Genomic DNA, 23,669 nt, shown 5'->3' on the forward strand with positions numbered 1-23,669 from the left:
ACCTTCTGCCTGACCTATGGCGATGGGGTTTCTGATGTGGATCTGACCCGTCTGATCGAATTCCACCACAGCGAGGGGCGTCAGGCCACTGTCACCGCGGTGCAGCCCTCCGGCCGCTTCGGCAGCATTGAGATCGAAGGCAATGGCGCCAGCGGCTTTGTGGAAAAGCCCGCCGGCGACAATCATTGGGTGAGCGGCGGTTTCTTTGTCTGCGAACCCCCGGTGCTGGATCACATTGAGGGGCCAGACACGATCTGGGAGAAAAAACCGATGCAACAGTTGGCTGAGGACGGGCAGCTTTCGGTCTATAAACACCGTGGCTTCTGGAGTGCCATGGATACGCTTAGGGACAAGAACCAGTTGGAAGCGCTCTGGAGCGGCGGCGGCGCCCCCTGGAAAACCTGGGGCTAGCCCATGTCTGGCCCATCCCTCACCGCATTGCCTCTGCCTGGTGTGTTTCACTACCAGCCGCAGTTGCATGAAGATAACCGTGGCAGTTTTGGCCGTCTCTCTTGCGCAAAAATGCTGGACGAGGCCGGGCTGAACAGCACCTGGGTGCAAAGCAACCTGTCGCGCACCGCTACCAGGGGCACGCTGCGGGGCATGCATTACCAGACCCCTCCTTTTGCCGAGGTTAAGCTGCTGACCTGTCTCAGCGGTCAGGTCTATGATGTGCTGGTGGATCTGCGGCCCAGCTCTCCCAGCTATCTGCAATGGACCAGCATTGTTCTGGAAGGCGCGCGCGCCGATACGCTCTATATCCCGGCAGGCATTGCCCATGGATTCCAGAGCCTCAGCGATGATGTGACCCTGCATTACAGCCATTCGCAGCCTTTCAGCCCTGCCTATCAGGCCGGGATCTCTTATCGGGATCCGCAGATCGCAATTCAGTGGGAGCTGCCGGTGACGCTGCTCTCCGAGCGTGATGCGGCCCTGCCCTTTCTCTCTGACATAAAGGAGGCCTCGTGATGCAGTGCCGACATTGCGCGACGCCGCTTTCCCACAATATCCTGGATCTGGCCCATGCGCCGCCCTCCAATGCCTATCTGGAAGCAGAACAGCGGCTGCAGCCGGAGGTGCATTTTCCGCTGCGGCTGTTCTTTTGTCCCAGCTGCACTCTGGTGCAGACCGAGGATTTTTGCCGTGCCGATGATCTCTTTGATGCCAATTACGTCTATTTTTCTTCCACCTCCAGCAGCTGGTGCGCCCATGCCGCGCGCTCTGCGGAAAGCGCGATCAAACGCTTTGATCTGGATGAAAACAGCTTTGTGGTCGAAGTGGCCTCCAATGATGGCTACCTGCTGAAGAACTTTGTTGAGGCAGGCATTCCCTGTCTCGGCTTCGAGCCCACCGCAAGCACCGCTGAGGTGGCTCGCGGTAAGGGCGTGGAGAGCCGCCTGGAGTTCTTCTCTGAGGCCAGCGCCCGCGCCCTGCGCCAGGAGCGGGCGACACAGGGTAAAGGGCAGGCGGGGGGCGCTGACCTGATTGCGGGCAACAATGTCTATGCCCATGTGCCTGACATCAATGATTTCACCCGCGGCCTCTATCAGCTGCTGGCCCCCGAAGGCGTAATCTCGCTGGAGTTCCCGCATCTGCTGGAGCTGGTGCGACACGGCCAGTTCGACACGGTCTATCATGAGCATTTCTCTTATCTGTCGCTCACAGCGGTTGCGAAGATCTTTGCCGCGGCGGGGCTGCGTCTCTTTGATGTGGAGGTTCTGCCGACCCATGGTGGCAGCCTGCGGATCTGGGGATGTCGGGCTGAGGCCGCGCATCGCACAGAGCCCGCAGTGCGCGCGATCCTGGACGAGGAAGCGCAGGCGGGGATCACGCGGCCAGAGTTTTATCACAACCTGCAACACCAGGCCGATCACGCCGCCGAGCACCTGCTGGCCTTTCTGATTGAATGCAAATCCCGTGGTGAGACCGTTGCCGCCTATGGGGCTGCGGCCAAGGGCACCACCCTGCTGAACTATGCCCGCATCAACCCGCGTCTTTTGCCCTTTGTCTGCGATGCGGCCCCCTTCAAACAGGGGCGCTACCTGCCTGGCAGCCATATCCCGGTGCGCCCGGTTGAGGCGCTGCGCGAGACACCGCCGGATCACCTGCTGATCCTGCCCTGGAACATCAAGGAGGAGATCGCCGCGAGTCTCGCCTGGTTGGCCCAGGACCATGGCACCGCCTTCTGGACCGTGATGCCGGAGCCCACCCGCCTGGAACAGCCTGCATTCACGCAGGCGCGTTCTGCCTAGGCCGTCGCCCCTTTGGAATAGGAACCCCCCGCATGTCAGCCCCCAAACTCAGCATCTGTATTCCCACCTATAACCGGGCCCAGTATCTGGGAACTTTGCTTGTGCATCTGTTGGAGGTTGTGGCGCAGCTTCCCTTTGAGACCGAAATCATCGTCTCTGACAATGCTTCCGAGGATAATACCCTGGAGTTGCTGGAGGCAGCGCAGGACGTCCTGCCCCTGACCATCCTGCGACAGGAGAGCAATCTTGGGGCGGTGCCCAATATCCACGCCACCATGTGTGCGGCCAAAGGCACCTATGTGGTCTATCTGGCGGATGATGATCGCTTGCTGCCAGAGGCCATCCCGGCGGCCATCGCCATGCTGGAAGCCAATCCGAAGGCCAGCGGTCTCTATGCGCCCTGGCAGACCAGGGATCTGGTGACGGGCAAGGTCGGCGGGCAATTCTATCGTCAGCCCTGCGATGTCACCATCGCGCGGGGCAATTATGCGCAGCTGCTGGAGCATATTGCCGAGTACAATATCTACTCAGAGATCTGCATCCTGCGCCGGGAGGTCTTCAAGGCGCTGCATCCGATTGCCACCGATATCGCCTTCTGGGCCTTCACCACCCCGGCGGAATATCTCGGGGTTGGGGATCTGATCTATGCGCAGGAGCCCTTTTACAATTCCATCAGCCGCCATTTCGAGGGCGATACCCGATCGCAGCTGGGCTACAGCGAGGTCATGAGCGCCTGGGATACCTATCGCGGTGGCCTGGAGATTCTGCATGGGTTGGCCAAGGCTCATGGTGGCTTGAAACACCCCGACAAGGTGGCCCGCTTTGTCCATGGCCATCCCATTGAGCGCATGTATACCGCGCTGCGGATGCGTTTGCAGATGGGGGGGGATCCGCTGGAGAACTATGCCCTGGCCGCCAGGCTGCGGGGCCTGGGGCTGGAGGATAAATTGCCGGTTCCGATGGAGCAGATCCGCAGTACCGCGGCGCTCTATTTCGCCTGTGTCAAACTGCCTGAGACCCTGCGTGCAGAGGGTATTGCGGTGATCGGCGATTGCCCCGAGACCGTCCTGCAGCAGCTCGATACCATCACGCCCCTGCCGGTGCGCGGCACGGCGGAGGTCGCGGATATTGGCAAGAGCGATGTGGTGCTTGATTTTGCCTGCCAGGAGGCGGCGCTGCTGGAGGCGGCCCAAACCTGCGCGCTGGCGCATCTCACCGAAACCCAGCTGCAGCAGAAATTCGCATGAGTTGGAGGATGATCTGGAGCGCGATCCGGGGGGAGTGGCGGCGATGACACGCATCCTTCTGACCGGTTCCACCGGATTTGTCGGTCGCGCTGTAACCCGAGAGCTGCGCCGGGGCGGGCATGAGCTGTGCCATGTCATCCGCCAGGGCTCGGCGGCGCGCCTCCCGGCAGCCGGGACCACAGAGCGCGGACAGAGCCCGGAGCAGATCATCGAGGTTGACGATCTCTTTGCTTTGCCTGCCACCTGGTGGGCCGAGACGGCCCAGGGCTATGATCTGGTCTTGCATATGGCCTGGTATGCGGAGCCGGGCAAATATCAGACCTCACTCAAAAACCTGCAGTGCATTGCCGGAACCATGGCCCTGGCCGAAGGTCTTCAGCAGGCCGGGGTGCCCCGCTTTGTCGGCCTTGGCACCTGTCTGGAATATGATCTGAGTGGCGGGCGGGTCACCCCAGACACGCCGCTGGATCCCCAATCCCCCTATGCTGCCGCCAAGGCGGCCTGCGCCATCGCATTACAGGCCATGCTGCCACCCGCTGGGGTGTCCTTCCTCTGGGCACGGCTGTTTTATCTGCATGGCGAAGGCGAGGATCCCCGGCGGCTGGTGGCTGCCCTGCATGCGCATCTGGCAGAGGGCCGGGCGCTGGAACTCAGCCAGGGCAGTCAGATCCGCGATTTTCTGGATGTCGATGCGGCGGCTGCCCTGCTGGTGCAGGATGCCCTCTCTGACCGCAGCGGCACCACCAATATCTGCAGCGGCAGGGGCACCTCGGTGCGTGCTCTGGCCGAGAGCATCGCCGACCGCTACGGCCGCCGCGATCTCCTGCTCTTTGGGGCGCGCCCCGACAATCCCGATGACCCCCCCTGCGTGATCGGGCAGCGCAGCAATACCCCGCTTCCTGCCTGATGCCCCGCTTTGCCTTATTCCCCTTCCCGACTGAGAGACTGATCCCATGACCCACTTCAAGACCGAGATCGCTGCCCGCACCCAGGACATGGGCGCAAATGCTGCCCTTCAGAAAGCCTCGCTGGATTTCCTGCGCAGCTCTGCCAAGGCGCAATATTCGTATAATTTCCACTGGATGGACCGCCCGATCATTCAGTATCCGCAGGATATTGTTGCCATGCAGGAGCTGATCTACGACCTGCGGCCAGATCTGATCATTGAAACCGGTATTGCGCATGGGGGGTCGCTGATCTTCTCGGCTTCGGTGCTGGCGATGCTGGACATGGTGGAGGCGATCGAAGCCGGTGAGAGCTTTGATCCCAATGTCTCAAAACGCAAGGTTCTGGGGATCGATATCGATATCCGTGACCATAACCGTGTGGCCATCGACGCCCATCCGATGCGCTCGCGCATTGAAATGATCCAGGGCTCCTCGGTGGACATGGATGTCATCCAGCAGGTCCATGATTTTGCTTCGGGCTATAAGAAGGTCCTGGTCTGTCTGGACAGCAACCACACCCATGAACATGTGCTGGAAGAGCTGCGCGCCTATGCGCCCCTGGCCTCGGTTGGCAGCTATTGCGTGGTCTTTGATACCCTGATCGAGGATATGGAGGAAGATACCTATACGGATCGTCCCTGGGGCAAAGGGAACAACCCCTATACCGCCATCCAGGCCTATCTGCAGGAGAGCGGCAATTTCGAGATCGACAGCCAGATCCATGAACGCCTGCTAATCACCGTCGCCCAAAACGGCTTCCTGCGGCGCACCAGCGGAAACTGATCGCACCAGTGATGGCCGCTATACCGCACTCCCATTGGTTTGAGGCCTATGTTTAGGACGGGACTGCGGGAAGGGGCAGTAGCATGCGGGCGCCTGTAAGGCTGCGCCCGCACTTGAAGCGCATGGGGGTTTCCTAGGATAGGGTCAGGCCGGGGCAGGGTTCTTCTTGGTGGCCGCCTCGACCGCAGCCACGACCTGATCCACGGTCTGTTCCAGCAGCACTGCATCCTCACATTCGGCCATGACCCGGATCAGTGGCTCGGTGCCGGATTTGCGGATCAGCAGGCGACCTTGCCCATTTAGAGCCTGTTCTGCGGCTGAAATGGCCTGTTGCACCGCCGCGTCTTCCAGCGGGGTCTGGCCGCGTTCAAAGCGGGTGTTTTTCAACAACTGTGGCACCGGGGTGAACTGGTTCAGCAGCTGCGAGGCCTTCTCTCCGGTCTCGACCATGGCCGCCAGCATATGCAGCCCCGCCATCAGACCGTCACCGGTGGTGGCGTGATCGCTCATCACGATATGGCCGGATTGCTCACCGCCCAGATTATAGCCCTTGGCGCGCATCTCCTCGACCACATAGCGGTCGCCAACGGCGGTGCGGGCCAGTTTCAGCCCCTGTGCTTCCAGGCAGCGCTCCAGCCCGAGGTTGGACATCACCGTGGCCACCAGGGTGTTCTGCGCCAGAAGGTCAGCCTTGGCCCAGCGGCCCGCCAGAAGCGCCATCAGCTGGTCACCATCGGCCACCTGGCCATTCTCATCAATGAGGATCACCCGATCCGCATCGCCATCCAGGCAGATGCCCACATCGGCCCTATGGGCAACAACGGTGGCCGCTGCCGCCTCGGGCTTGGTCGAGCCGCAGTCGTGGTTGATATTGACGCCATCCGGAGCGATCCCCAGCGGCACCACATCAGCGCCCAGCTCCCAGAGGACTTCGGGGGCGATGCGATGGGCCGCGCCATTGGCGCAGTCCAGCACCACCTTGAGCCCATCCAGGCGGATGCCACGGGGCAGGGAGCTTTTCACCCGCTCCCCATAGCGGAACCGGGCGTCATCAATGCGCTTGGCACGGCCGATATTCTGAGGCTGGGCCGGGGCAACGCCGTTTTCGATCAGCGCTTCGATTTCCAGCTCCGCCTGATCCGAGAGCTTGAAGCCATCGGGGCCAAAGAATTTGATGCCATTGTCCTGTGCGGGGTTGTGGCTGGCGGAGATCATCACGCCCAGATCCGCCCGCATCGAGCGGGTCATCAGCCCCACCGCCGGGGTTGGCACCGGCCCCAGCAGGAGCACATTCATACCGGTGGAGGTAAGCCCCGCAGTGAGAGCGTTTTCAAACATATAGCCGGAGAGGCGGGTATCCTTGCCGATCACCACCCGATGCACCCCGCCGGCCTCACGGCGGAAGTAGCGACCAACGGCGGCGCCGATGCGCAGCGCCATCTCGGCGGTCATGGGGTGGATATTGGCGGTGCCGCGCACCCCATCGGTGCCAAAAAACTTGCGCATAGTCTCTCCTGCTTGCCGGCCTGTTGTCGGGGAGGGCCCGGCTCAATCGTTCCTTGTAATTTCAGCAGACATGCACCGAAGCGCCCTTGGCCGCAAGTATCCTGTTGCGCGCGGGCGCGATTGGGCGGAGCAGCGCGCGCTCTCTTGCAAAAATCGCAAGCTCTTGCGGGCTTGATGCTGGGCCTGCCACCCCACGCCCGTTTCCTGCCGCATATCCCGCTCCTCTCACCCACTCCATCCCAGCCCATCCTAGATCAGACCAGACCGGAGATCCGCCATGTCCGAGCAAACCCCAGCCCTGTCACTGCCGCTGCTGATGCCCTCCCAGGCGCAGAAACACGTTACCCATAACGAGGCGCTGATGCTGCTGGATATGGTGGTCCAGCTGACGGTGGAAGGTCATCAGGAGAGCGACCCGCCGTCAGAGCCGAGCCTGGGTGCCCGCTACATTCTGGGCGCTGCCCCCACGGGAGACTGGGCCGGTCACGCCGGGGAGATTGCGCTTTGGGATGGCTATCTCTGGCGCTTTTTACTGCCGCGCCCCGGGTGGCGGGCGGATATCACTGCAACGGGGCAGAGCCTGCGCTATAGCGGCTCTGCCTGGGAGGCGGTGCTGCCAGAGCTGCAGAACCTGCCGCATCTGGGCATCGCCACCGCCGCTGACAATACCAATCGTCTGGCGGTCTCTGCGCGGGCAACGCTCTTGACCCATGCGGGGGCAGGGCATCAGCTGAAGCTGAATAAATCTGCCCCAGGTGATACCGCCAGCCTGTTGTTTCAGACCGGCTGGGAGGGTCGGGCCGAGATGGGCACCGGCGGGAGCGATGATTTTTCCATCAAGGTGAGTGCGGATGGCAGCAGCTGGCAGGAGGCGCTGCATATTGACCGCAGCACTGGCCAGGTCAGCCTGCCGCAGGGTAGCCCGAACCTGCGCGAAAGGCTGAATGCGCCGCGCAGCTACTATGTGCGCAGCGATGGCTCTGACAGCAACTCGGGGCAAAGTGACAGTGCCGCAGGCGCCTTTCTGACCCTGCAACATGCGGTGGATCTGGCTCTAACATTGGATAATGGCCCCCATGAAGTGCGGATCGAGGTTGGTCCGGGCAGCTATGGCGAAGATCTGCAGATCGCTGGCGGCTTGCCCGGCAGCGGGGCGCTGCGGATCACTGGTGATGTGGCCAACCCGGCCATGGTGAGTCTCAGCCGGATCTCTTGCAGCGCAGGCGCGCGGGTCGCTCTGGCGGGGCTGGAGCTGAGCGGGGCGGATGCGCTGCTGGCAGAGAGCGGCGCCTGGGTGGCGCTGGCGGATCTGCGGTTCACGGGCAGCGGCGCCGGGATCACCGCAACCAGCGCTGAACTCGCCTGCGCCGGTGCGGATCTCTATCTGGGCAGCGGCCTCAGCGCCCTGGCGCAGTTGCGGGGGCATGCCCGGCTGTTGGCTGCTGGCGGCACCTTTACCCTGGGCACAGGGATCACCTGGGGTGGCGCGCAGGCGGGCGGATTGGATCTGAGCGGCTTTTGCCATGCGGATCTCACCGGGGTGAGTTTTGCCGGCGATACTGCGGGCTGTACGGGGCCGCGCTACGCGCTGGCACAGAATGCGATTTTGGACAGTGGCGGGGCAGGCGCCAGCTTTGTGCCCGGCTCCCAAAATGGAATCACCTCCAGCGGTGGGCAGTTCCTTTAAGCTGTGTCTGAGGGAGCGGGCCGCTGCCCAGGCTTTTTTTCGGCTATGCCCGAGGCGCAGTTGCGGCACATTTTTTTGCGCGCTCTGCAGAGCGGGTGGAGTGGGGGCAACCGCGTTTTCCGGCCTCTCTCCTCCGCCCGAAGTCAGGTCTTTGCTTTGTTCCGCTCTCGGCTGCGCCCTTGGGGGACTGTCGCGCCATATTTTGTGGATTTCCCACATCTGGCCTTCTCCGGGGTGCCACAGGCGGTGAAAGACCCACCATGTTTCCCCTTTTTAGAGCCGCATTTTTGGTCTATCCTGTAAGAGTAGGCGGGTAGAAACCCGCGGGACAGATTTGGGCCCTGGTCATTTGTGAGGCCTGGTTCATGGTCAGCTATTGTGCTCATTTGCCTGCCCATTGGAAAGGCACATTGAGCAGAGTGCCCCCACTGAGAACAGGACTGAGGGCAGGCCCAGGTTGCCGCGTTCCCCGCATAGAATGTGCAACGAGACTTGGAGGGCACGACGACCGTGTTCCTCTCGGATTGAGACTGACTTGCGCCAATGCTTAAAATGTAGGACATTCTCATGTAAAATGAAAAGCGCTGATGGCCGTCGTATTTTAACCATGTTTTGCGGTCAGACATCGCTAATTAAAAATTGAGTAATTAAATTGAGTAGTCAAAGCGATAAAGAGAATCAAATGTTACCTAGTTGCAGATCAGGCTGTGAGTATAAAACCGCGTTGCGCATGAGCGCGGCGGGTTTCGCCATGTCGATCGCTCTGTCGGTTGCTGCCACTAGTGCATGGGCGGTAACTGAGGTGAATACGCTCACCCCGGGTGAGATCACCCAGCAACAGATCGCTGCCTTCTCGGGACAGCACCCCTATGTCTGGACCCCTTCGACCAGTTTCCGCAGCCCTGGAAGCGATGAGGCCGAGCCTCTGCCCGGTGGCCGCGATGGCAGCGCTGCTGCGGGTTTTCTGACCGCAGAGCAGCAGAATGCGGGCTTCTCCTGGGATCCGGTCCTGGGGCTGGTTGTGCTCAAGGGGCTCCTGGGTATTGAAGGTCATGTTCTGGCGACCGATGCCCCCGGGAATATCCTGGCGGGCTTTCGCGAAGGAGAGGCCGGCCGACGCGCGTTCATCTGGAACAGTGTCACCGGGATGCAGGATCTCAACGATGTTGCAGAGGTGCCCGCGGGCGTGACCCTCACCGAGGTGCAGGATATCAGCGCCTCTGGTGCGCTTATCGGTCATGCGCTCAGCGCAGAAGGTGCTTCGCAGATCTTTTACTGGGTGCCTGGTGCACCGGTGCAGATCCTGGCGCTGGTCAATGACGAGACACCGGAAAATGTTCAGGCGGTCTCGCAGGCCGGGCATCTCATTGGTCAGGCCAGTGGCGATCAGGGCTATATCTGGAGCAGGGAGGCAACCCGCTTGCTGACCAGTCCTGACGGGGCCGCAACCGAGGCGCTTGGCGTCAATGTGGCTGGGGATGTGGTTGGTGCCGGCAGTGGCGCTCAGGAGGGCGATGCGCCGCGGGCGCTTCTCTGGCCAGCCGATGGCAGCGATGCGATCGACCTCAATTCCCGCCTCTCGGCACCGCTGGAGCTGGGGGTTCAGCTGATCCGCGCGGAGGCCATCAATGAGGGCGGAGAGATTGCCGCCTATGGTCTGACCAGCAGCGGTGCGGTGCATCTTTTCATGCTGCGCCCGGATCCCACCGGACCGGAGGGCGAGCAGAGCTATAGCCCTCAGGACCTGGGAGAGATCTATCTGGAAGCGGACAAACAGCCGCTTTCCGGCTTGGGGCTGAGCGATGAGGGCGACATTTTTGGCGCCTGTGCGCCGCTGGCCCAGGCCTGCCCCGCGATCAGAACACTCAGCGCGCAGGAATTGGCGCGGCTTTATGATGTGACCAATAGAGTCGATGGCGTAACCAACTTCTTCGCTCCGGGAGGCCTCGGTGGACCGCAGGCCCTGACCAGCAGCCTGGCGCCCCTTGGGGGACTCGGCGGTGGCGCAGTTGGTGGTGGTGCTGCTGGGGGCGGCGCCGCTGGCGGTGGGACACCGACCGGCGGCGGGACCACAAGCCCAACACCCAGTTCGCCCTTCTTCCCATCGGTTGGCGTCACAACCCCTACCGCAGAAGGGGGAACCCCTGTTGCGCCAGTGCCGGTGCCTGCCGCCATCTGGGCGCTGCTGATGGGGCTGGCGCTCTTGCTGCCGGCTGGGCTGCGCCGCAGGGCCTGAGCCCGGGTTGTCCTTGTTGCCGCTGCGGTTCTGGATCTGAACGCAGGCTGAACGCACATAGGGATCTGGGGGATCTGGATAAAGAGGGATCTGAACAGAGAGATTTCAAAAAAGGCGCGCGACCCAGACATCTGGATCGCGCGCCTTTTTCTGTGTTGCAGATCTGTGATCTGTCTCAGTAGCCGTATTTGCCGTAGCTGCCGTATTCCGATGGGGTAAAGTGGCATTTGTTCAAGACCACCCCCAGAACATTGGTCTGTGAGGCCAGATCCCTTTCGCAGCGATCAATCTCCGCGATGGTGCTGCGTTCGGCGGCGGCGATGATCAGGACACAGTCCACATGCTGCATGAAGGCCATGGTGTCGTCATTGACCAGCACCGGCGGCATGTCGAAGATCATCGCGTGGGGCTGATAATCAGCCTCGATCTGCGCCAGCACATCTCCGACCCCTTCGCCCAGAAGAATGTCAGAGGCATTGCGCACCGGGGCCTCATTGGTGACAAAGGCCAGATCATTGCCCCGGCGGATGGCCGCCTCGCTGAATTGGGTTTGCCCGCTCAGGAGATCAGCAACAGAGCTGCCGCTGCGGCGATCCTGACGGGAGAGCCCAAGCAGCCGGTTCTGGCTGGGCTGACGCATGTCGGCCTCGATCTGGATCGCGCTTGTATTGGGCTGGCGCGCCATGGAAAAGGCCAGGTTGAGCGCGATTGTGCTCTTGCCGCAAGATGGGGTGGGCGAGGTTACCGCCAGCCGTTTCCAGCCCTGTTCCTGCATGATCCGCATGGTGCGGGTGCGCAGCATGTCAAAGGGCGTGGCCTCGGCGCTGGCCTCCATGGAGACAATGCGATTCTGAGTGAGGGTCCGGGGATTGAAAGTGACCTCTGGCAGGGCCTGCCAGAGGGCCGAAGCCTCTGATTGGGGGGCAGGGCCAGAGTTTTGGCGGCTGGCACTTTGCGGGGCCATGCCCTTTTGTTTTTCCCGAGCCTTGGTGATTGCAGCCTGAAGACGTTCCATTGTTACTCTACTCCCTACTCAGAGAAACTGGCCCAGGCCGGCCTTGTCGAGCACGCGCTCAAAGATCGGCTGAAGCGGGGCAACCTGTTGATCCACATACCAGAGGATCACTGGAACGCCGATGATCAGGGTGAGACCAACCCCCAGCACGACACTGCGCCGACGCAGGGTCTCGGCCTGGGTTGTCATATAGGGGATGGTGGCGAAAGTGGTGATCTGCAGACCATTTTCCAGATCACGGGGGCGGCGGATAGATTTGTTGAGAAACTCACGGATCAACAACAGGAAAGCCCCAAAAGAGAGCCCTCCCATCAGGCCACCGATGGCAATCACCGGCCGGTTGGGGCTGGTGGGCTGTTCCGGTGGCACCGCCTGTTCGATCACCGTGATGCGTTGGCCGCGCGACAGGGATTCGATCATGCTGCCGGTCTCTGCCCGCGCCTTATTGGCAACTGCCTGATTATACTGTTCCTGCAGGTTGGCATAATCACGCTCCATCGAGGCCAGGGTGACCGCATTGCCGGGCGTGGCTTCAATGGTGCGCGAAATCGCCTTCATCCGGGTTTCAGCGGCGACATATTGATTGTCGATATAGCCGATCTGCGCCTCGATATCGGCAATCTGGATGTCAAAGAGAGAAAGCTCCAGGTTGCGCCCTGCATCCTCAGAGGGGGCAGGGGCCAGGGTTGGCAGAGCCGCCACCGCAGCTTCAGCGGCGGCAATCTGGGATTTGAGCAATGTCATGCGCGGGTTATTTTCTGAAAGCGTTGCCGACAGGCGGGCATATTCGCGTTTCAGTTCCGCCAGCTGCCGCTCTTCGGGGCGCGCCTGGGCACTGACGGCGCGGGCAATGGCGCGCCGATCAGTCAGAGAGGTCTGGCCGGTGGCTTCAAACAGGGTGACCAACTGGCCTTTGCGGTCCTGCAGCGCGCTTTTCTCCCGCTCCAGCTGGGTCAGACGCTCTTGCAATGCGGATTGCTGACTGCGGCGGAATTCCAGACTGTCGGGCAGGGCTTCCAGGTTGTTCTCCTGGAAGTTCAGGATCTGGCTGCTGATGCGGCTGAGGCTCTGTTCCAGCCGTTCGGTTTCCTGGGTAAAGAAATCCAGGGTCTGACGCGCCACGCTTGTCCGCATGCGCACGTTCTCCTGCAGGATCAATGTGACCACCTCATTGGTGGTCTGAGCACTCTGCGAGGAATTGGGGGCCTCAAAGGCTACGGTCACAATGGTGGCCGAACGTTCGCCGCGGCGCACCTGACCGCCAACGGTGGTGATTTCGACCCGATCACGCAGATCTGCGACCTTATCATCCGCGATCATATCCGGCTTATCGGCATAGAGCTGCAGGTCATTGGCCAGTTCCAGGAGGATCTCGCGGCTGAGAATGCGCTGTCGAATGATCTGCAGTGCTTCGATTTCGCCGGTGCTCACGGTGCTGGCCGCCAGTTCTCCGGGGATCTGTTCGGATTCCACAATCAGCGTTGCCTGTGAGCGATAGACAGGTGGCAATCCCAGGGCGATCGCCAGACCCAGAGCCGCGCCAATCGCGGTCAGAATGACGATGGAAGGCAAATGCCTGCGGAAAATCCGCCAGTAATACTCAAATTCCATTGGATCTTAGTCCTACTTCATTTCATCGCTGTCCAGGCGCGGGGCCTGTTCAGCCTGCACCAGCCGCAGGGGATTGCCCCGGCCTGCGCAGAAGAAGAGATTGTCATCCAGCACTTCCTGGATGGCTGTTTCGTCGACGGTCTGAACGCCCAGCTCAAAGGCATAAAGCAATGCGAAATCGCAGAGCTGATTGATCAGCCGCGGGATGCCACCGGTGGCCTGACGGATTTTGGCAAAGGTCTCTGGCAGGAAGATCTGATGCTGGGCCCCGGCAATATTGAGGCGGTGGGTGATATAGGTCTCCACATCCACATCCGTCAGCCGGGGCAGAAAGACCGAGGCCGAAATCCGCTGTGCCAGCTGGGTCATATCCGAGCGCATGATGATATCGCGCAGCTCGGGTTGACCCACCAGCACCAGCTGTACCAACTCATGGTCGGCAAAGTTGATATTGGTCAGCATCCGCAGGTTTTCCAGCGATTCCTGGCCAAGGTTCTGCGCCTCGTCAAAGATCAGCACCACCCGCCGGCCTTTGCTGTATTCCTCCACCAGGAGCTCTTCGAGGCGCCGGTTGAGGGTGGCATAGGAGTCTTCTTCGCGGATTTCTTCGCCCAGGGCGCCGAGGATCAGGCGCATCAGATCAGAGCGATCGGTCGCTGTGGCATTGGAGATCAGGCCGATCAGCAGCTCATCGCCGATATTCTGCAACAGATCGCGCAAGAGGGTGGTCTTGCCAGAGCCCACTTCCCCGGTCACCAGCGTGATCGGGGAGCGCGAGATCAGCCCATATTCCAGGATCGCCTTTGCCTTCTTGTGGGCGCGCGACCAGAACATGAAGTCCGGATCGGGCACCAGGGTAAAGGGGCGCCGGTTCAGGCCAAAATGGTCCAGATAAATGTTGAGATTAAAATTCATGGTACATCCAAACTAAAATGCAGCACAGGCTGCTCCGGGCCGGGCCTACTGCACCACATATCTCGGTGCTCTCTAACGGTAATCCAATTATATGGCAATTGCTGGGCAGATGCGAAGACAGGTATCCTTTGGGGGGCAGCTGGCCCCAGCTGGCCATGGTGAAGGTCAAGGCTCTTCTTTAGGGGCGAGGCGGGTGGGAAAACATGGTAACCTAAAAGAAATTTTCCCATGATCTCTATTGGGTTTCATGATAAGCGCCGGGATGCGCTTATATTTGCCCGGATTATACTGATGTTTAAATTAAAAAACCTCCTCATTGTGATGCTGATGATGGGTGTACTCACGGCCTGCAAAAGCCGTGAGGAGCGCGCGGAAGAATACTATCAATCGGCTCTGGCCCTCTTGGAGGAGGGCGATACCGATCGCGCCCTGGTCGAGCTGCGTAATGTTTTTGATAACAATGGGCTGCACCGAGAGGCGCGCCAGCTCTATGCGGATCTGGTTCTGGCCCGCGGTGATGCGCAAGAGGCCTATGGGCAATATCTGCGACTGGTCGAACAATATCCGGATGCGGTTGAGGTGCGGCTCCAGCTGGCGGAGCTGGCTCTGGATCTGGGCAATTGGGAAGAGGTGAAGCGCCATGGGGGCGCCGCCATCGAATTGGCGCCGGAAGTGCCCGCGCATCAGGCGCTGGAGATCTTCATTCGCTATCAGGAAGCCCGGCAGCGTCAGGATGATGTGGCCGCCGGCGAGGTGGTGCGCGAGGCCGAGACTCTGCTGGAAACCCATCCGGATCTGTCAACCGCTCTCAGGATCCTGGTGGAATGGCATGCCACCAGCCCGGAACCGGCCCGGGCTCTGCCCTATCTTGATCAGCTTCTGGCGCAGTTTCCCAATGCCCGCAGCCTGTTGATGGCCCGTTTGGGGATCCTGCAGCAGGCTGGGATGAGCGAGGAGATCGGCACTCAGCTGCATCAGATCTATGACCGTTTCCCCGAGGATCCAGTGATCGTGGATCTGATGATCAAATGGTATCAGTCCCGCGGTGACTTCGAGACACTGGAGGCTTTCCTGCGCGAGCGCGCGGGGCCGGTGGAGGAGAACTTCGAAGGCCATATGGCGGTGGTCGCTCTGCTGGCGCAGACCCAGGGCCAGGAGGCTGCCCTGGCGGAGCTGGTGCAATTGGCCAAGGCCAATGAGGCAAGCGATCTGGGGCGCCAGTATCTTCTGCAGCAGATGCAGCTTCGCTTCCAGGCCGGAGAGCATGAGGCCTCCATGGCTGAGGTGACAGAGATCGTTGCGCAGGGCAAGGATCCGGATCTGGTCAATGAGGCACGTATGTTGCTGTCGCGGATGAAGGCGGCAACCGGAGATCAGGAGGAGGCACGGCGCCTGGTGGCAGCTGTACTGGAAAGCGATGCCAGCAATGTGCCCGCGCTGAGCGCACAGGCCGCCTGGCATATCCGCGAGGATAAGCTCTCGGAGGCGATCACCGGATTGCGCCACGCGCTGGATCAGGAACCACGCAATGCCAATACCCTGCTGCTGCTGGCGGAAGCGCAGCAGAAGATGGGCAATGTGGAACTGGCCGAACAGCGTCTGGCTCAGGCGGTTGAGATCACCAATGGTGCCCCGCGCGAAGCCCTGGTCTATGCGCGTTTTCAGATTGCCCGCGGCCAATTGGCGGCGGCAGATCGTGTGCTGACCGACTCTTTCAGTGCCAATGGCAATCTGGAAGTGGCGCGCCTCTTGGGGCAGGTTCTGCTGCGCCGGGGCGATTTTGAAGGCGCCCAGGGTATTCTGGAAACTCTGGCCAATAGTCAGAACCCCAATGCCGCCCCTCTGGCCCGGTCGATGCAGGCCGCATTGCTGTTCAACCAGAACCGTCTGGAAGAAGGCTTTGCCTTCCTGCGCAGCAGCGTCGAAGAAGGCGATGCGGATAGCGAATTCATCACTTCTCTGCAGATCCTGCGGGTCCAGATGATGACCGGGCGCCTGGACGATGCGCGCAATCAGATTGCCGCCATGCATGTGCAATTCCCCGATAATCTTGCCCTGCGCATGTTGGAGGGCAACCTCTATGCGCTGGAGGGGAAACAGGATGAGGCGATCAAGATCTACCGGGCCCTGCATGCGGAAAACCCGGATCAGCCCGTTGTGCTGCAGCGTCTCTATGCGTCTCTGCGCGAAATCGGTCGCGGAGAAGAGGCCAGCGGGTTTCTGGCCGCCGCCCTTGAGCGCCAACCGGATTTGCCGCCGCTCTTGATGTTGCGCGCGGTCGAGCTGGAGGAGCAGCTGAAAAGCGAAGAGGCCATCGCGATCTATGAAAAGCTCTATGCGGCGGATCCCGGCAGTCTGATCACAGCCAATAACCTGGCCAGCATGCTGGCAACGCATCGCAAGAGTGAAGAGGATCTGAAACGGGCCTATACCATCGCGCAGCGCCTGAATGGCACCACCATTCCGGCCATGCTCGATACGCTGGGCTGGGTGCAATACCTCAATGAAGAGACCGATGCGGCGATCCTGAACCTGCAGGCGGCCACCCGCGGCTTGCCCGGCAATCCCACCGTTGCCTTCAATCTGGCCCATGCCTTTGCCCAGGCCGGACGTACCGAAGAAGCGCTGGCGGAGCTGCAGCGCGGCTTTGATCTGGCAGGGGATGATGAAACCGTGCCGCAGCTGGCACGCGCCCGGGAATTGCTGGAAAAACTGGGCGGTTGAGCCAATTGGTTAATGCTGAGAACTGGCTTTGATCCGCAATGTGGCATACAAGGCACGGGATAATTGATTCAACGCCCGCGCGGCTTATGGGCGCTGAAGAATAGATGTAGATTCCGGCAGATACCCCGTTCCTGAAGCGGTGCCACGAATTTGGAGCACGAGACGCGATATGAAAGTGACAACTATCATCACAACTATCATCACCCGGACCTGGGTCGCGATGATCTGTGGCCTTCTGCTGGCAGCCACCGCTGAGGCCAGCGATTACCGGATCAAGGCAGGCGATACCCTGCGGGTGGAAGTGCTGGAAGATGCCACCATCAACCGGGATGTTCTGGTTGGACCGGATGGCAGCATCTCGGTGCCGCTGGTGGGAACCATTGCGGTTGGCGGCAAGACCCGCGGACAGGCCAGCGACAGCCTGGCTGCCGCGCTGGCGCCAAACTTTGCCAAACGCCCAAATGTTCTGGTCTCGCTGCAGGCACAGCGCCGCGCAACCGGCGGTACTGTCTCACGCAAGGTCTATGTGATCGGTGAGGTCAACAATCCGGGCTATGTGGATGTCAGCCGCAACACCACCCTGCTGCAGGCGCTGGCACTGGCCGGTGGAGTCACCGATTTTGCCGCCGTGAAGCGGATCCAGCTGCGCCGGGTCACCGATGCCGGTGAAACCGTCTATCGTTTCAACTACCGCCAGGTTCTGGACGGGGTGAGCAATGTCGGCACCAGCGCTGTCTTTGGCGGCGATGTCATCGTGGTGCCAACCCGACGCCTGTTTGAGTGATAAACGGATACCATGCGATATCTCGGTACATCCCTGACCCTCGTTGCAGGGCTTGCTGCCCTGCCGGCCGGGAGCCAGGAAACAGGCGGCATCATTGCGCGCTTTGAATTCCTTCAGCGTGTAGAAAGCGTAAGCAACCAGGATCTCAATCCGGGGCAAACAGGCACGGAGACCATCTCCACCAGCAATTTTGCCTATACGCTGGAAAGCAAGACACGCCAGAGCGATCTGTCACTGCGTCTGCATACGGCGCTGCGCGCGCCCCTTGCGGGCAGCAATGACGATACGGATTTTGACAATAGCGGAGCGATCCTGCGCTATACTCATCGTGCGCCCGGCGCGCGGATCTCCGTCTATGGGCTTTTGAACCATCGTGAGCTGGCGCATCTGCGCTCCTTTGATCTGGTGGATGAGAATACGATCATCGATGATACCGATGATCTGGGTGGCACCGGCACACGGACCAATGCACGCCTGCGCCTGGATGCGCAGTTCCGCGAGAACCGGCGTTTTGGCTGGGGGCTCAGCTTTGGGACTGCCGCGCTGCGCTACAAGAACCTCTCGGCGGGATCCACCCTGCGCGATGTGGACAGCTACAATGCGGCTTTGAACACCCGGTTTGATCTGTCGCCTGAGGTGCAGCTGACCTCCCGTTTCAGCTATAGTCAGAGCGAAGAAGAAGGCAGTGCCCGTAGCAGCACCCGGGGTGCGGATTTTGGAATTTCCGTCCAGCGTCCCATCGGCGAGCTGCGCAGTGCCCTCTCTTTTGCCTGGCCCAACCAATCTGCGGATCGCGTGTCCTGGACCGTTGGCGCCGCGCGGGACCTGAAACAGGGTGGGCGGGTCTCCTTTGATATTGGCGGATCCTTTGCCGATGGCAGGGATACTGCTGTGGTGGGGCGTTTTGACTATCTGCATCAGCTGAGCAAGGTCAGCCAGATCTCGGTCAATCTGAACCGCCTGGTCAGCGACAATTCTGATGGCAGTGTCGTGCTGCGCACCACAGGGCGGCTGGGATATGGTCTTGCGCTGAGCGATCTCACCAGTCTGAACTTTGATGTGAACTATCTCGATCGTGATACGCTGAACAGCACGGATGAGTTGACGGAATATGGTGTCAGCCTTAGCGTCAGCCATCAGCTGACCCGGGAATGGAACCTGAATGTCGGGGTGAGCCGCACAGAGCGAGATGAATTTGGCAGTGCCCGGGCCACCTCGGATGCGGTGTTTTTCTCGCTGCAGCGGGCATGGGACGCCAAGTTCTGATTTCACGCGCTCAGCATCGCGACAGCTCTTGTTAATTGGTTAGGTCATTGCATGTCAGTTGGACAGTCCTTCCCCGCGCCCAGTTTTTCCTCCGGACAGGGGCTGCGCTCTGGCGGGCTGATCCTGGCGGCACTGGTGCTGGCCAGCCTGCCCATCTTCTGGTTGGCGCTGGAATCGCTGGCAGAGGTCTGGGTCACTCCGGAATATAGCCATGGGCCGCTGATCCCGCTGATCTCGCTTTATCTCTTCCTGCGGGAGCTGCGGGATAAGGAACCGCTGCCCCTGGGCACGCCGGTGGACCGGCGCCCGGGCTTGCTGGTGATCATTGCGGCCCTGGCCCTGGCCGTGGTCGGCAATGCGACCTCGGTGCCGGATGTGGTCTCTTATGCGCTGATCATCTGGGTTGGCGGGGTGGTGCTGGCCTGTTTTGGCTGGGCCGAAGGGCGCAGGCACCAGATGCCGGTGCTGCATCTGATCTTTATGCTGCCCTTGCCGCAGATCCTCTATTGGAAGCTGACCATCTTCCTGCAGGGCGTCTCATCAGAACTGGGGGTCTGGTTCATCAAGCTGGTGGAGGTGCCGGTCTATCTCGATGGCAATATCATCGACCTGGGCCCCTATAAGCTGCAGGTGGCCGAGGCCTGTTCCGGGCTGCGTTACCTCTTCCCGATCCTCAGCTTTTCCTATCTGATGGCGATCCTCTATCGCGGCCCCTATTGGCACAAGGTCTTCCTGTTCCTGCTGGCCGCCCCCTTGACCGTTTTCATGAATGCCTTCCGCATTGGCGTGATTGGTATCCTGGTGAATTCCTACGGCATCGAGCAGGCTGATGGCTTCCTGCATTTCTTTGAGGGCTGGGTGATCTTTGGCGCCTGCGTTGGACTATTGTTCATCACCGCCCTCCTGCTGCAACAGCTCACCCATGCGCCCAAGAGCCTCTCTGAGGCGATTGACCTGGATTTCCAGGGCCTGGGTCCACAGATGGCCAAGATCCTGCAGCTGCCTGCCAGCCGGACCCTGGGGTTGGCCCTGCTGGTGACCGCCGCGGGCTCTGCCGCTTTTGTGCTGGCCCCGCGTCCAGAACCCCAGGTGCCACCGCGCGACAGCTTTGGGCTGTTCCCCAGCCGCATGGGAGAATGGTCCGGCTATTTTGCCACCCTGGATTCCGAAGTCGAGGAGGTTCTGGGGGCTACGGATTACATCAATTCGGTCTATACCTCGCAGGAGCAAGCCGCTCCGGTGGAGTTTTTTGCCGCCTGGTATCATAGCCAGACCGAAGGCGAGGGGATCCATTCCCCTGAGGTTTGCCTGCCCAATGGCGGCTGGGAAATCTATTCCCTGGACCAGCACGAAATCTCCATGCCTGGGACGATCTACGGCACTTTTACGGTTAATCGTGCGGTGATCGAAAAGGGGCTACGGCGACAACTGGTCTATTATTGGTTTGAACAACGCGGCGTGCGAATGACCAATGATGTGGCGGCGAAATTCTCGGTTCTGCGCGATACGCTGATACGCGGGCGTAGCGATGGCGCCATGGTGCGCTTTGTCACCCGCATTAACGAAGGTGAGAGTGAAGCGGATGCAACCCGCAGGCTGGAGGCCCTGATGGCTGAAGCGCTAGAGCCTCTGCCGCGCTATATTCCTGAATAATAACACTTTTTCAATCGGTTATCCCAGCGATTTAGGGGGAGATACCGTATTGCGGGAAGCAGGCCCCTATTTGCGGTTCTGGGGGTGATCTGCGGATAGGTGATTCGTCAGCCCTTTATTTGAGATCCCCTTAAAGTTGTCTATTTACTCTCGAGCTCTACTGAATTAGACAAAAGAAGGCTTTCATTTTTGGTTAATTTTATAAAAATCCGTCTTTTTTCAGCCAGAACTTCCTCTCGCGTTAACGAATTATTGCCTGTGGTGAACAACTGCGATATTTATTTAAATTGTGAGGGGTAACTTTCCTGATGTCTTTGACGGAATGTGCCAATGGTGTCGGCACCAGTCATCAGGGTGCCCATTTGTAACATTTGAGGATCGTAAAGTGATTAAAAAACTCAAGTATGCAGCAGCTGCAGCTTTTGCTGCGATTGCTCCCGGAGCAGCCTCCGCGCTGACATTCTCTGGTGGCCCAGGTACCCTGTCCGATGGCGATACATTCCTGTTCACCACCAGCCCTGCTGACGTAGGCGCCATCGCTTTTGCACCAGAAGGTGCAGGCAGCATCACCATCAACATCCTGAACGATGTTGGTTCCAATCTGCGTCTGGCCTTTGATCTGGTTGGCAACACGCTGCACGGCGCTGTTTTCACCCTGGATGGCACTGTCTTCAATCCAGTTGTTGGAACAGAGTTCGGCGCTGCGATTTCCGGCCTGTCGACACTGGTTATCACCTATACCGGTGCTGATGCATTTGACTCCATCGCCTTCGAACTCGCCGCTGTGCCGCTGCCTGCAGCTGCCGCGATGATGTTGACTGCGCTTGGTGGTCTGGCTCTGGCGAAGTTTCGCAAAAGCTAATTCGCATATCGTCTGAAGAATTCAGAATGCAAAAGAGCGGCTCTCCAGGAGAGCCGCTCTTTTTGTTTGCAAAAACCTCACTTACTCCCCTGCCAGACTCGCCAGAAACCGAGACCGGTCAAACCTCTCTTACAGGCCCAGCATAAATCAGCGAGGGCTTGGCAGAGGGACCAGTGAGGATAACGGCAGAAGGCCCGCAGCTCTCACTGCGGGCCTTGATGTTTCTGCGGAACGCTTCAGTCCGCGTCAGAAAGTATTGATATTGTCCTCTAGGCCACTCAGCGTGCTGAGGTTGGAGAGGGTCAGGACATCGCCATTGCCAAAGTCAAAGACCACCTGACCATTCACCACCGAGCCATAGGTGGAGAGGATATTGGCGGCAGAGGTCTCGCCTCCGGTCAGGCTGGTTGAGAGCAGCAGGAAGTCGCGATGCTCCTCGAAATCATTGATCTCATCATTGTCATAGCCGGTGTTGAAGACAAAGGTGTCGCGTAGGGTGCCGCCACGCAGGAGGTCATCCCCCGCGCCGCCGTCCAGGCGGTCGACCCCCTGATTGCCCTGCAGCGTATCATTGCCATCGCCGCCGCGCAGGCTGTCATCGCCGGTGCCGCCAAAGAGTTGGTCATTCCCCGCCCCACCTGACTGCACATCCGAGCCGAAGTTGCCATAAAGCGTGTCATTGCCGTCATTGCCAAAAAGCACATCCCAGGCAGATCCGCCGGAGAGCCAATCGTCGTCACCACCCCCATTGAGCGTATCATCGCCTTGGCTGCCATAAATGCTGTCATTGCCGTCATTGCCGTTCAGCAGATCCCAGCCGGAACGGCCGTGGATGGTGTCATTGCCCGCATCGCCATTGACAAAATCCACCCCGTCACCGGCGCTGATATAATCGTTGCCGGCGCCGCCATAGAGCGTATCCAGCGAGGTATTGCCAAAGAGACGGTCATCGCCATCGCCACCATAAAGCGTGTCATCGCCGGTGCCGCCAGTCAGGCTGTCATTGCCGATATCGCCGCGCAAGCTATCGCGACCAGAGCCGCCAAAGAGACTATCATTACCCGAGCCGCCATAAAGCGTGTCATAGCCAGTGCCGCCTTCAATGGTATCGGTGCCGCCATTTCCGTAGATTCGGTTGGCCGCATCATTGCCCACAATGGTGTCATTGCCGCTGCCGGCGCGGAATTCCTCGATCAGGGTGCCACGCGCAATGCCAAGGTTGCCAATCAGCCCGCTCACATCCGAGAAGGCCTCGCCATTGAGATCGACCCGGTCGTTGGTGCTGTTATAGCTGAGATCCAGAATATCGTAGCCATCGACGTCATAGATGGTGAAGGCGACAGAATTGCCATTGACCGAGCTGTTGCGGCTGCTGGCCAGAGCATTCATCGCATCCGCCATATAGCCGCTCAGCGTGGTATTGGCCCCCCAGGTGGTATTGCCTGCAGTGGCGCTGGAAGTTCCTGGCGCCCCATAGAGGTTCTGGATCGCCACGATATCGGACATCATTGTTGAAATCAGGGCCGCACGGCTGGCATTGGTTGTCGTGTTCTCGCTCTGGTCGAAATAGGACATGATCGAGACCTGCCAACTGTCGTTGGAGAAGGTCTCATCAACGCCATAGGTGGCGTTGCCATTGTAATCGCCCTGGTGCCCCAGCCCCAGCGCATGGCCGATTTCATGCACATAGGTAGAGAAGGAATAGCTGTCGATCGTGGTGCCACTATTGGCCAGCCAGGCGGTGCTGACGTTTACTTCCGAGCTGAGGATGGTGGTGCCGGAGGTCGAAGAGCTGGCATAGGCACCGCTGTCATTGTCGTCAAAGGTGATCTGAGCCGAGCCCAGGGTTTCGACAAAATCGATATTGGCCACCGCTTCCCAGGCCTCAAAGGCCCAGCGGGCCAATTGCTGACCAGCCGCAGTCAAGCCGCTGATATTCACCGTGATCTGATTGCTGCCACTGGTGTTGAAGCTGCGCGAGGAGCCGCCCCAATAGCCATGGGTCAGGAAATTGGCCAGATCATCCAGGCTGGCGCCGCTGCCGCCGGGAGTTGGCGGGGTGCTGCCACTGCTGGTGACGGCCATGCTATAGGTGCCGGAACGGGCATCCGAATAACCGCCCGCTGCCACATAATAGGTGCCAGTACTGGTGGCATTAAAGCTCATGGCGGAGTCGAGACC

18 protein-coding genes are annotated in these 23,669 nt (G+C 60.1%); 13 read left to right on the forward strand and 5 right to left on the reverse strand.

The window, feature by feature from the left end; all coding sequences use genetic code 11:
* From RSK20926_RS21620 to RSK20926_RS21645, 6 genes are all read left to right on the forward strand, one after another.
* The coding region (locus RSK20926_RS21620; RefSeq protein ID WP_008210058.1) for a sugar phosphate nucleotidyltransferase at window positions 1-411 on the forward strand (411 nt) is incomplete at its 5' end.
* A 3-nt stretch (window positions 412-414) separates the two neighbouring features.
* Complete coding sequence (locus tag RSK20926_RS21625; protein ID WP_008210059.1) at window positions 415-969, forward strand: dTDP-4-dehydrorhamnose 3,5-epimerase family protein; 555 nt, start codon at window positions 415-417, stop codon at window positions 967-969.
* Window positions 969-2,252, forward strand: a complete 1,284-nt coding sequence (locus RSK20926_RS21630) for a class I SAM-dependent methyltransferase (RefSeq protein WP_008210060.1) — start codon at window positions 969-971, stop codon at window positions 2,250-2,252. The genes RSK20926_RS21625 and RSK20926_RS21630 overlap by 1 nt, the downstream gene beginning before the upstream one ends.
* A gap of 32 nt (window positions 2,253-2,284) precedes the next feature.
* Window positions 2,285-3,499 carry a glycosyltransferase family 2 protein gene (locus RSK20926_RS21635; protein WP_008210061.1) on the forward strand — a complete coding sequence of 405 codons (1,215 nt, stop codon included), beginning with the start codon at window positions 2,285-2,287 and terminating at the stop codon, window positions 3,497-3,499.
* Window positions 3,500-3,542: 43 nt separating this feature from the next.
* Window positions 3,543-4,406 carry an NAD-dependent epimerase/dehydratase family protein gene (locus RSK20926_RS21640; RefSeq protein WP_037256330.1) on the forward strand — a complete coding sequence of 288 codons (864 nt, stop codon included), beginning with the start codon at window positions 3,543-3,545 and terminating at the stop codon, window positions 4,404-4,406.
* A gap of 46 nt (window positions 4,407-4,452) precedes the next feature.
* Window positions 4,453-5,229, forward strand: coding sequence for a cephalosporin hydroxylase family protein (locus RSK20926_RS21645; RefSeq protein ID WP_008210063.1), 777 nt, complete (start codon window positions 4,453-4,455; stop codon window positions 5,227-5,229).
* 144 nt (window positions 5,230-5,373) lie between these two features.
* On the opposite strand, the gene glmM is transcribed toward RSK20926_RS21645, so the two are convergent.
* Entirely contained in the window at window positions 5,374-6,735 is a 1,362-nt protein-coding gene (gene glmM / locus RSK20926_RS21650; protein WP_008210064.1) for a phosphoglucosamine mutase, read from the reverse strand.
* A gap of 277 nt (window positions 6,736-7,012) precedes the next feature.
* On the opposite strand from glmM, the gene RSK20926_RS21655 reads away from it, so the two are divergent.
* Together RSK20926_RS21655 and RSK20926_RS21665 are read left to right on the forward strand one after the other, a co-directional pair.
* Window positions 7,013-8,422 (forward strand): DUF2793 domain-containing protein, encoded by a 1,410-nt coding sequence (locus RSK20926_RS21655; protein WP_008210065.1) that lies wholly within the window; start codon window positions 7,013-7,015, stop codon window positions 8,420-8,422.
* A gap of 751 nt (window positions 8,423-9,173) precedes the next feature.
* Window positions 9,174-10,658 carry a hypothetical protein gene (locus RSK20926_RS21665; protein ID WP_198136608.1) on the forward strand — a complete coding sequence of 495 codons (1,485 nt, stop codon included), beginning with the start codon at window positions 9,174-9,176 and terminating at the stop codon, window positions 10,656-10,658.
* Window positions 10,659-10,833: 175 nt separating this feature from the next.
* Here RSK20926_RS21665 and RSK20926_RS21670 read toward each other — a convergent pair whose 3' ends face one another.
* The 3 genes from RSK20926_RS21670 to RSK20926_RS21680 are packed head-to-tail and all read right to left on the reverse strand — an operon-like array spanning window position 10,834 to window position 14,199.
* Window positions 10,834-11,673 carry a CpsD/CapB family tyrosine-protein kinase gene (locus RSK20926_RS21670; protein ID WP_008210069.1) on the reverse strand — a complete coding sequence of 280 codons (840 nt, stop codon included), beginning with the start codon at window positions 11,671-11,673 and terminating at the stop codon, window positions 10,834-10,836.
* Window positions 11,674-11,691: 18 nt separating this feature from the next.
* Window positions 11,692-13,284: a GumC family protein gene (locus tag RSK20926_RS21675; RefSeq protein WP_008210070.1), complete on the reverse strand. Its 1,593-nt coding sequence runs from the start codon at window positions 13,282-13,284 to the stop codon at window positions 11,692-11,694.
* Window positions 13,285-13,296: 12 nt separating this feature from the next.
* The gene (locus tag RSK20926_RS21680) at window positions 13,297-14,199 is read right to left on the reverse strand and encodes an ExeA family protein (RefSeq protein WP_008210073.1); all 903 of its coding nucleotides are present in this window, start codon (window positions 14,197-14,199) and stop codon (window positions 13,297-13,299) included.
* Window positions 14,200-14,490: 291 nt separating this feature from the next.
* On the opposite strand from RSK20926_RS21680, the gene RSK20926_RS21685 reads away from it, so the two are divergent.
* The 5 genes from RSK20926_RS21685 to RSK20926_RS21705 all read left to right on the forward strand — a co-directional run bounded on the left by RSK20926_RS21685 (window position 14,491) and on the right by RSK20926_RS21705 (window position 21,488).
* Complete coding sequence (locus tag RSK20926_RS21685) at window positions 14,491-16,923, forward strand: tetratricopeptide repeat protein (RefSeq protein ID WP_198136609.1); 2,433 nt, start codon at window positions 14,491-14,493, stop codon at window positions 16,921-16,923.
* A gap of 169 nt (window positions 16,924-17,092) precedes the next feature.
* Complete coding sequence (locus RSK20926_RS21690) at window positions 17,093-17,707, forward strand: polysaccharide biosynthesis/export family protein (RefSeq protein ID WP_008210076.1); 615 nt, start codon at window positions 17,093-17,095, stop codon at window positions 17,705-17,707.
* A gap of 12 nt (window positions 17,708-17,719) precedes the next feature.
* Window positions 17,720-18,973, forward strand: a complete 1,254-nt coding sequence (locus RSK20926_RS21695; RefSeq protein ID WP_008210078.1) for a hypothetical protein — start codon at window positions 17,720-17,722, stop codon at window positions 18,971-18,973.
* A gap of 51 nt (window positions 18,974-19,024) precedes the next feature.
* Window positions 19,025-20,626, forward strand: coding sequence for a VPLPA-CTERM-specific exosortase XrtD (gene xrtD, locus RSK20926_RS21700; RefSeq protein WP_008210080.1), 1,602 nt, complete (start codon window positions 19,025-19,027; stop codon window positions 20,624-20,626).
* Window positions 20,627-21,011: 385 nt separating this feature from the next.
* Window positions 21,012-21,488, forward strand: a complete 477-nt coding sequence (locus RSK20926_RS21705; RefSeq protein ID WP_008210082.1) for a VPLPA-CTERM sorting domain-containing protein — start codon at window positions 21,012-21,014, stop codon at window positions 21,486-21,488.
* Window positions 21,489-21,734: 246 nt separating this feature from the next.
* Here the strand turns inward: RSK20926_RS21705 and RSK20926_RS21710 are convergent.
* Window positions 21,735-23,669 (reverse strand): M10 family metallopeptidase C-terminal domain-containing protein (locus RSK20926_RS21710; RefSeq protein WP_008210084.1); only part of this gene is annotated, 1,935 nt, incomplete at its 5' end.

This window comes from Roseobacter sp. SK209-2-6 (assembly GCF_000169455.1).
Classification (GTDB): domain Bacteria; phylum Pseudomonadota; class Alphaproteobacteria; order Rhodobacterales; family Rhodobacteraceae; genus Pseudophaeobacter.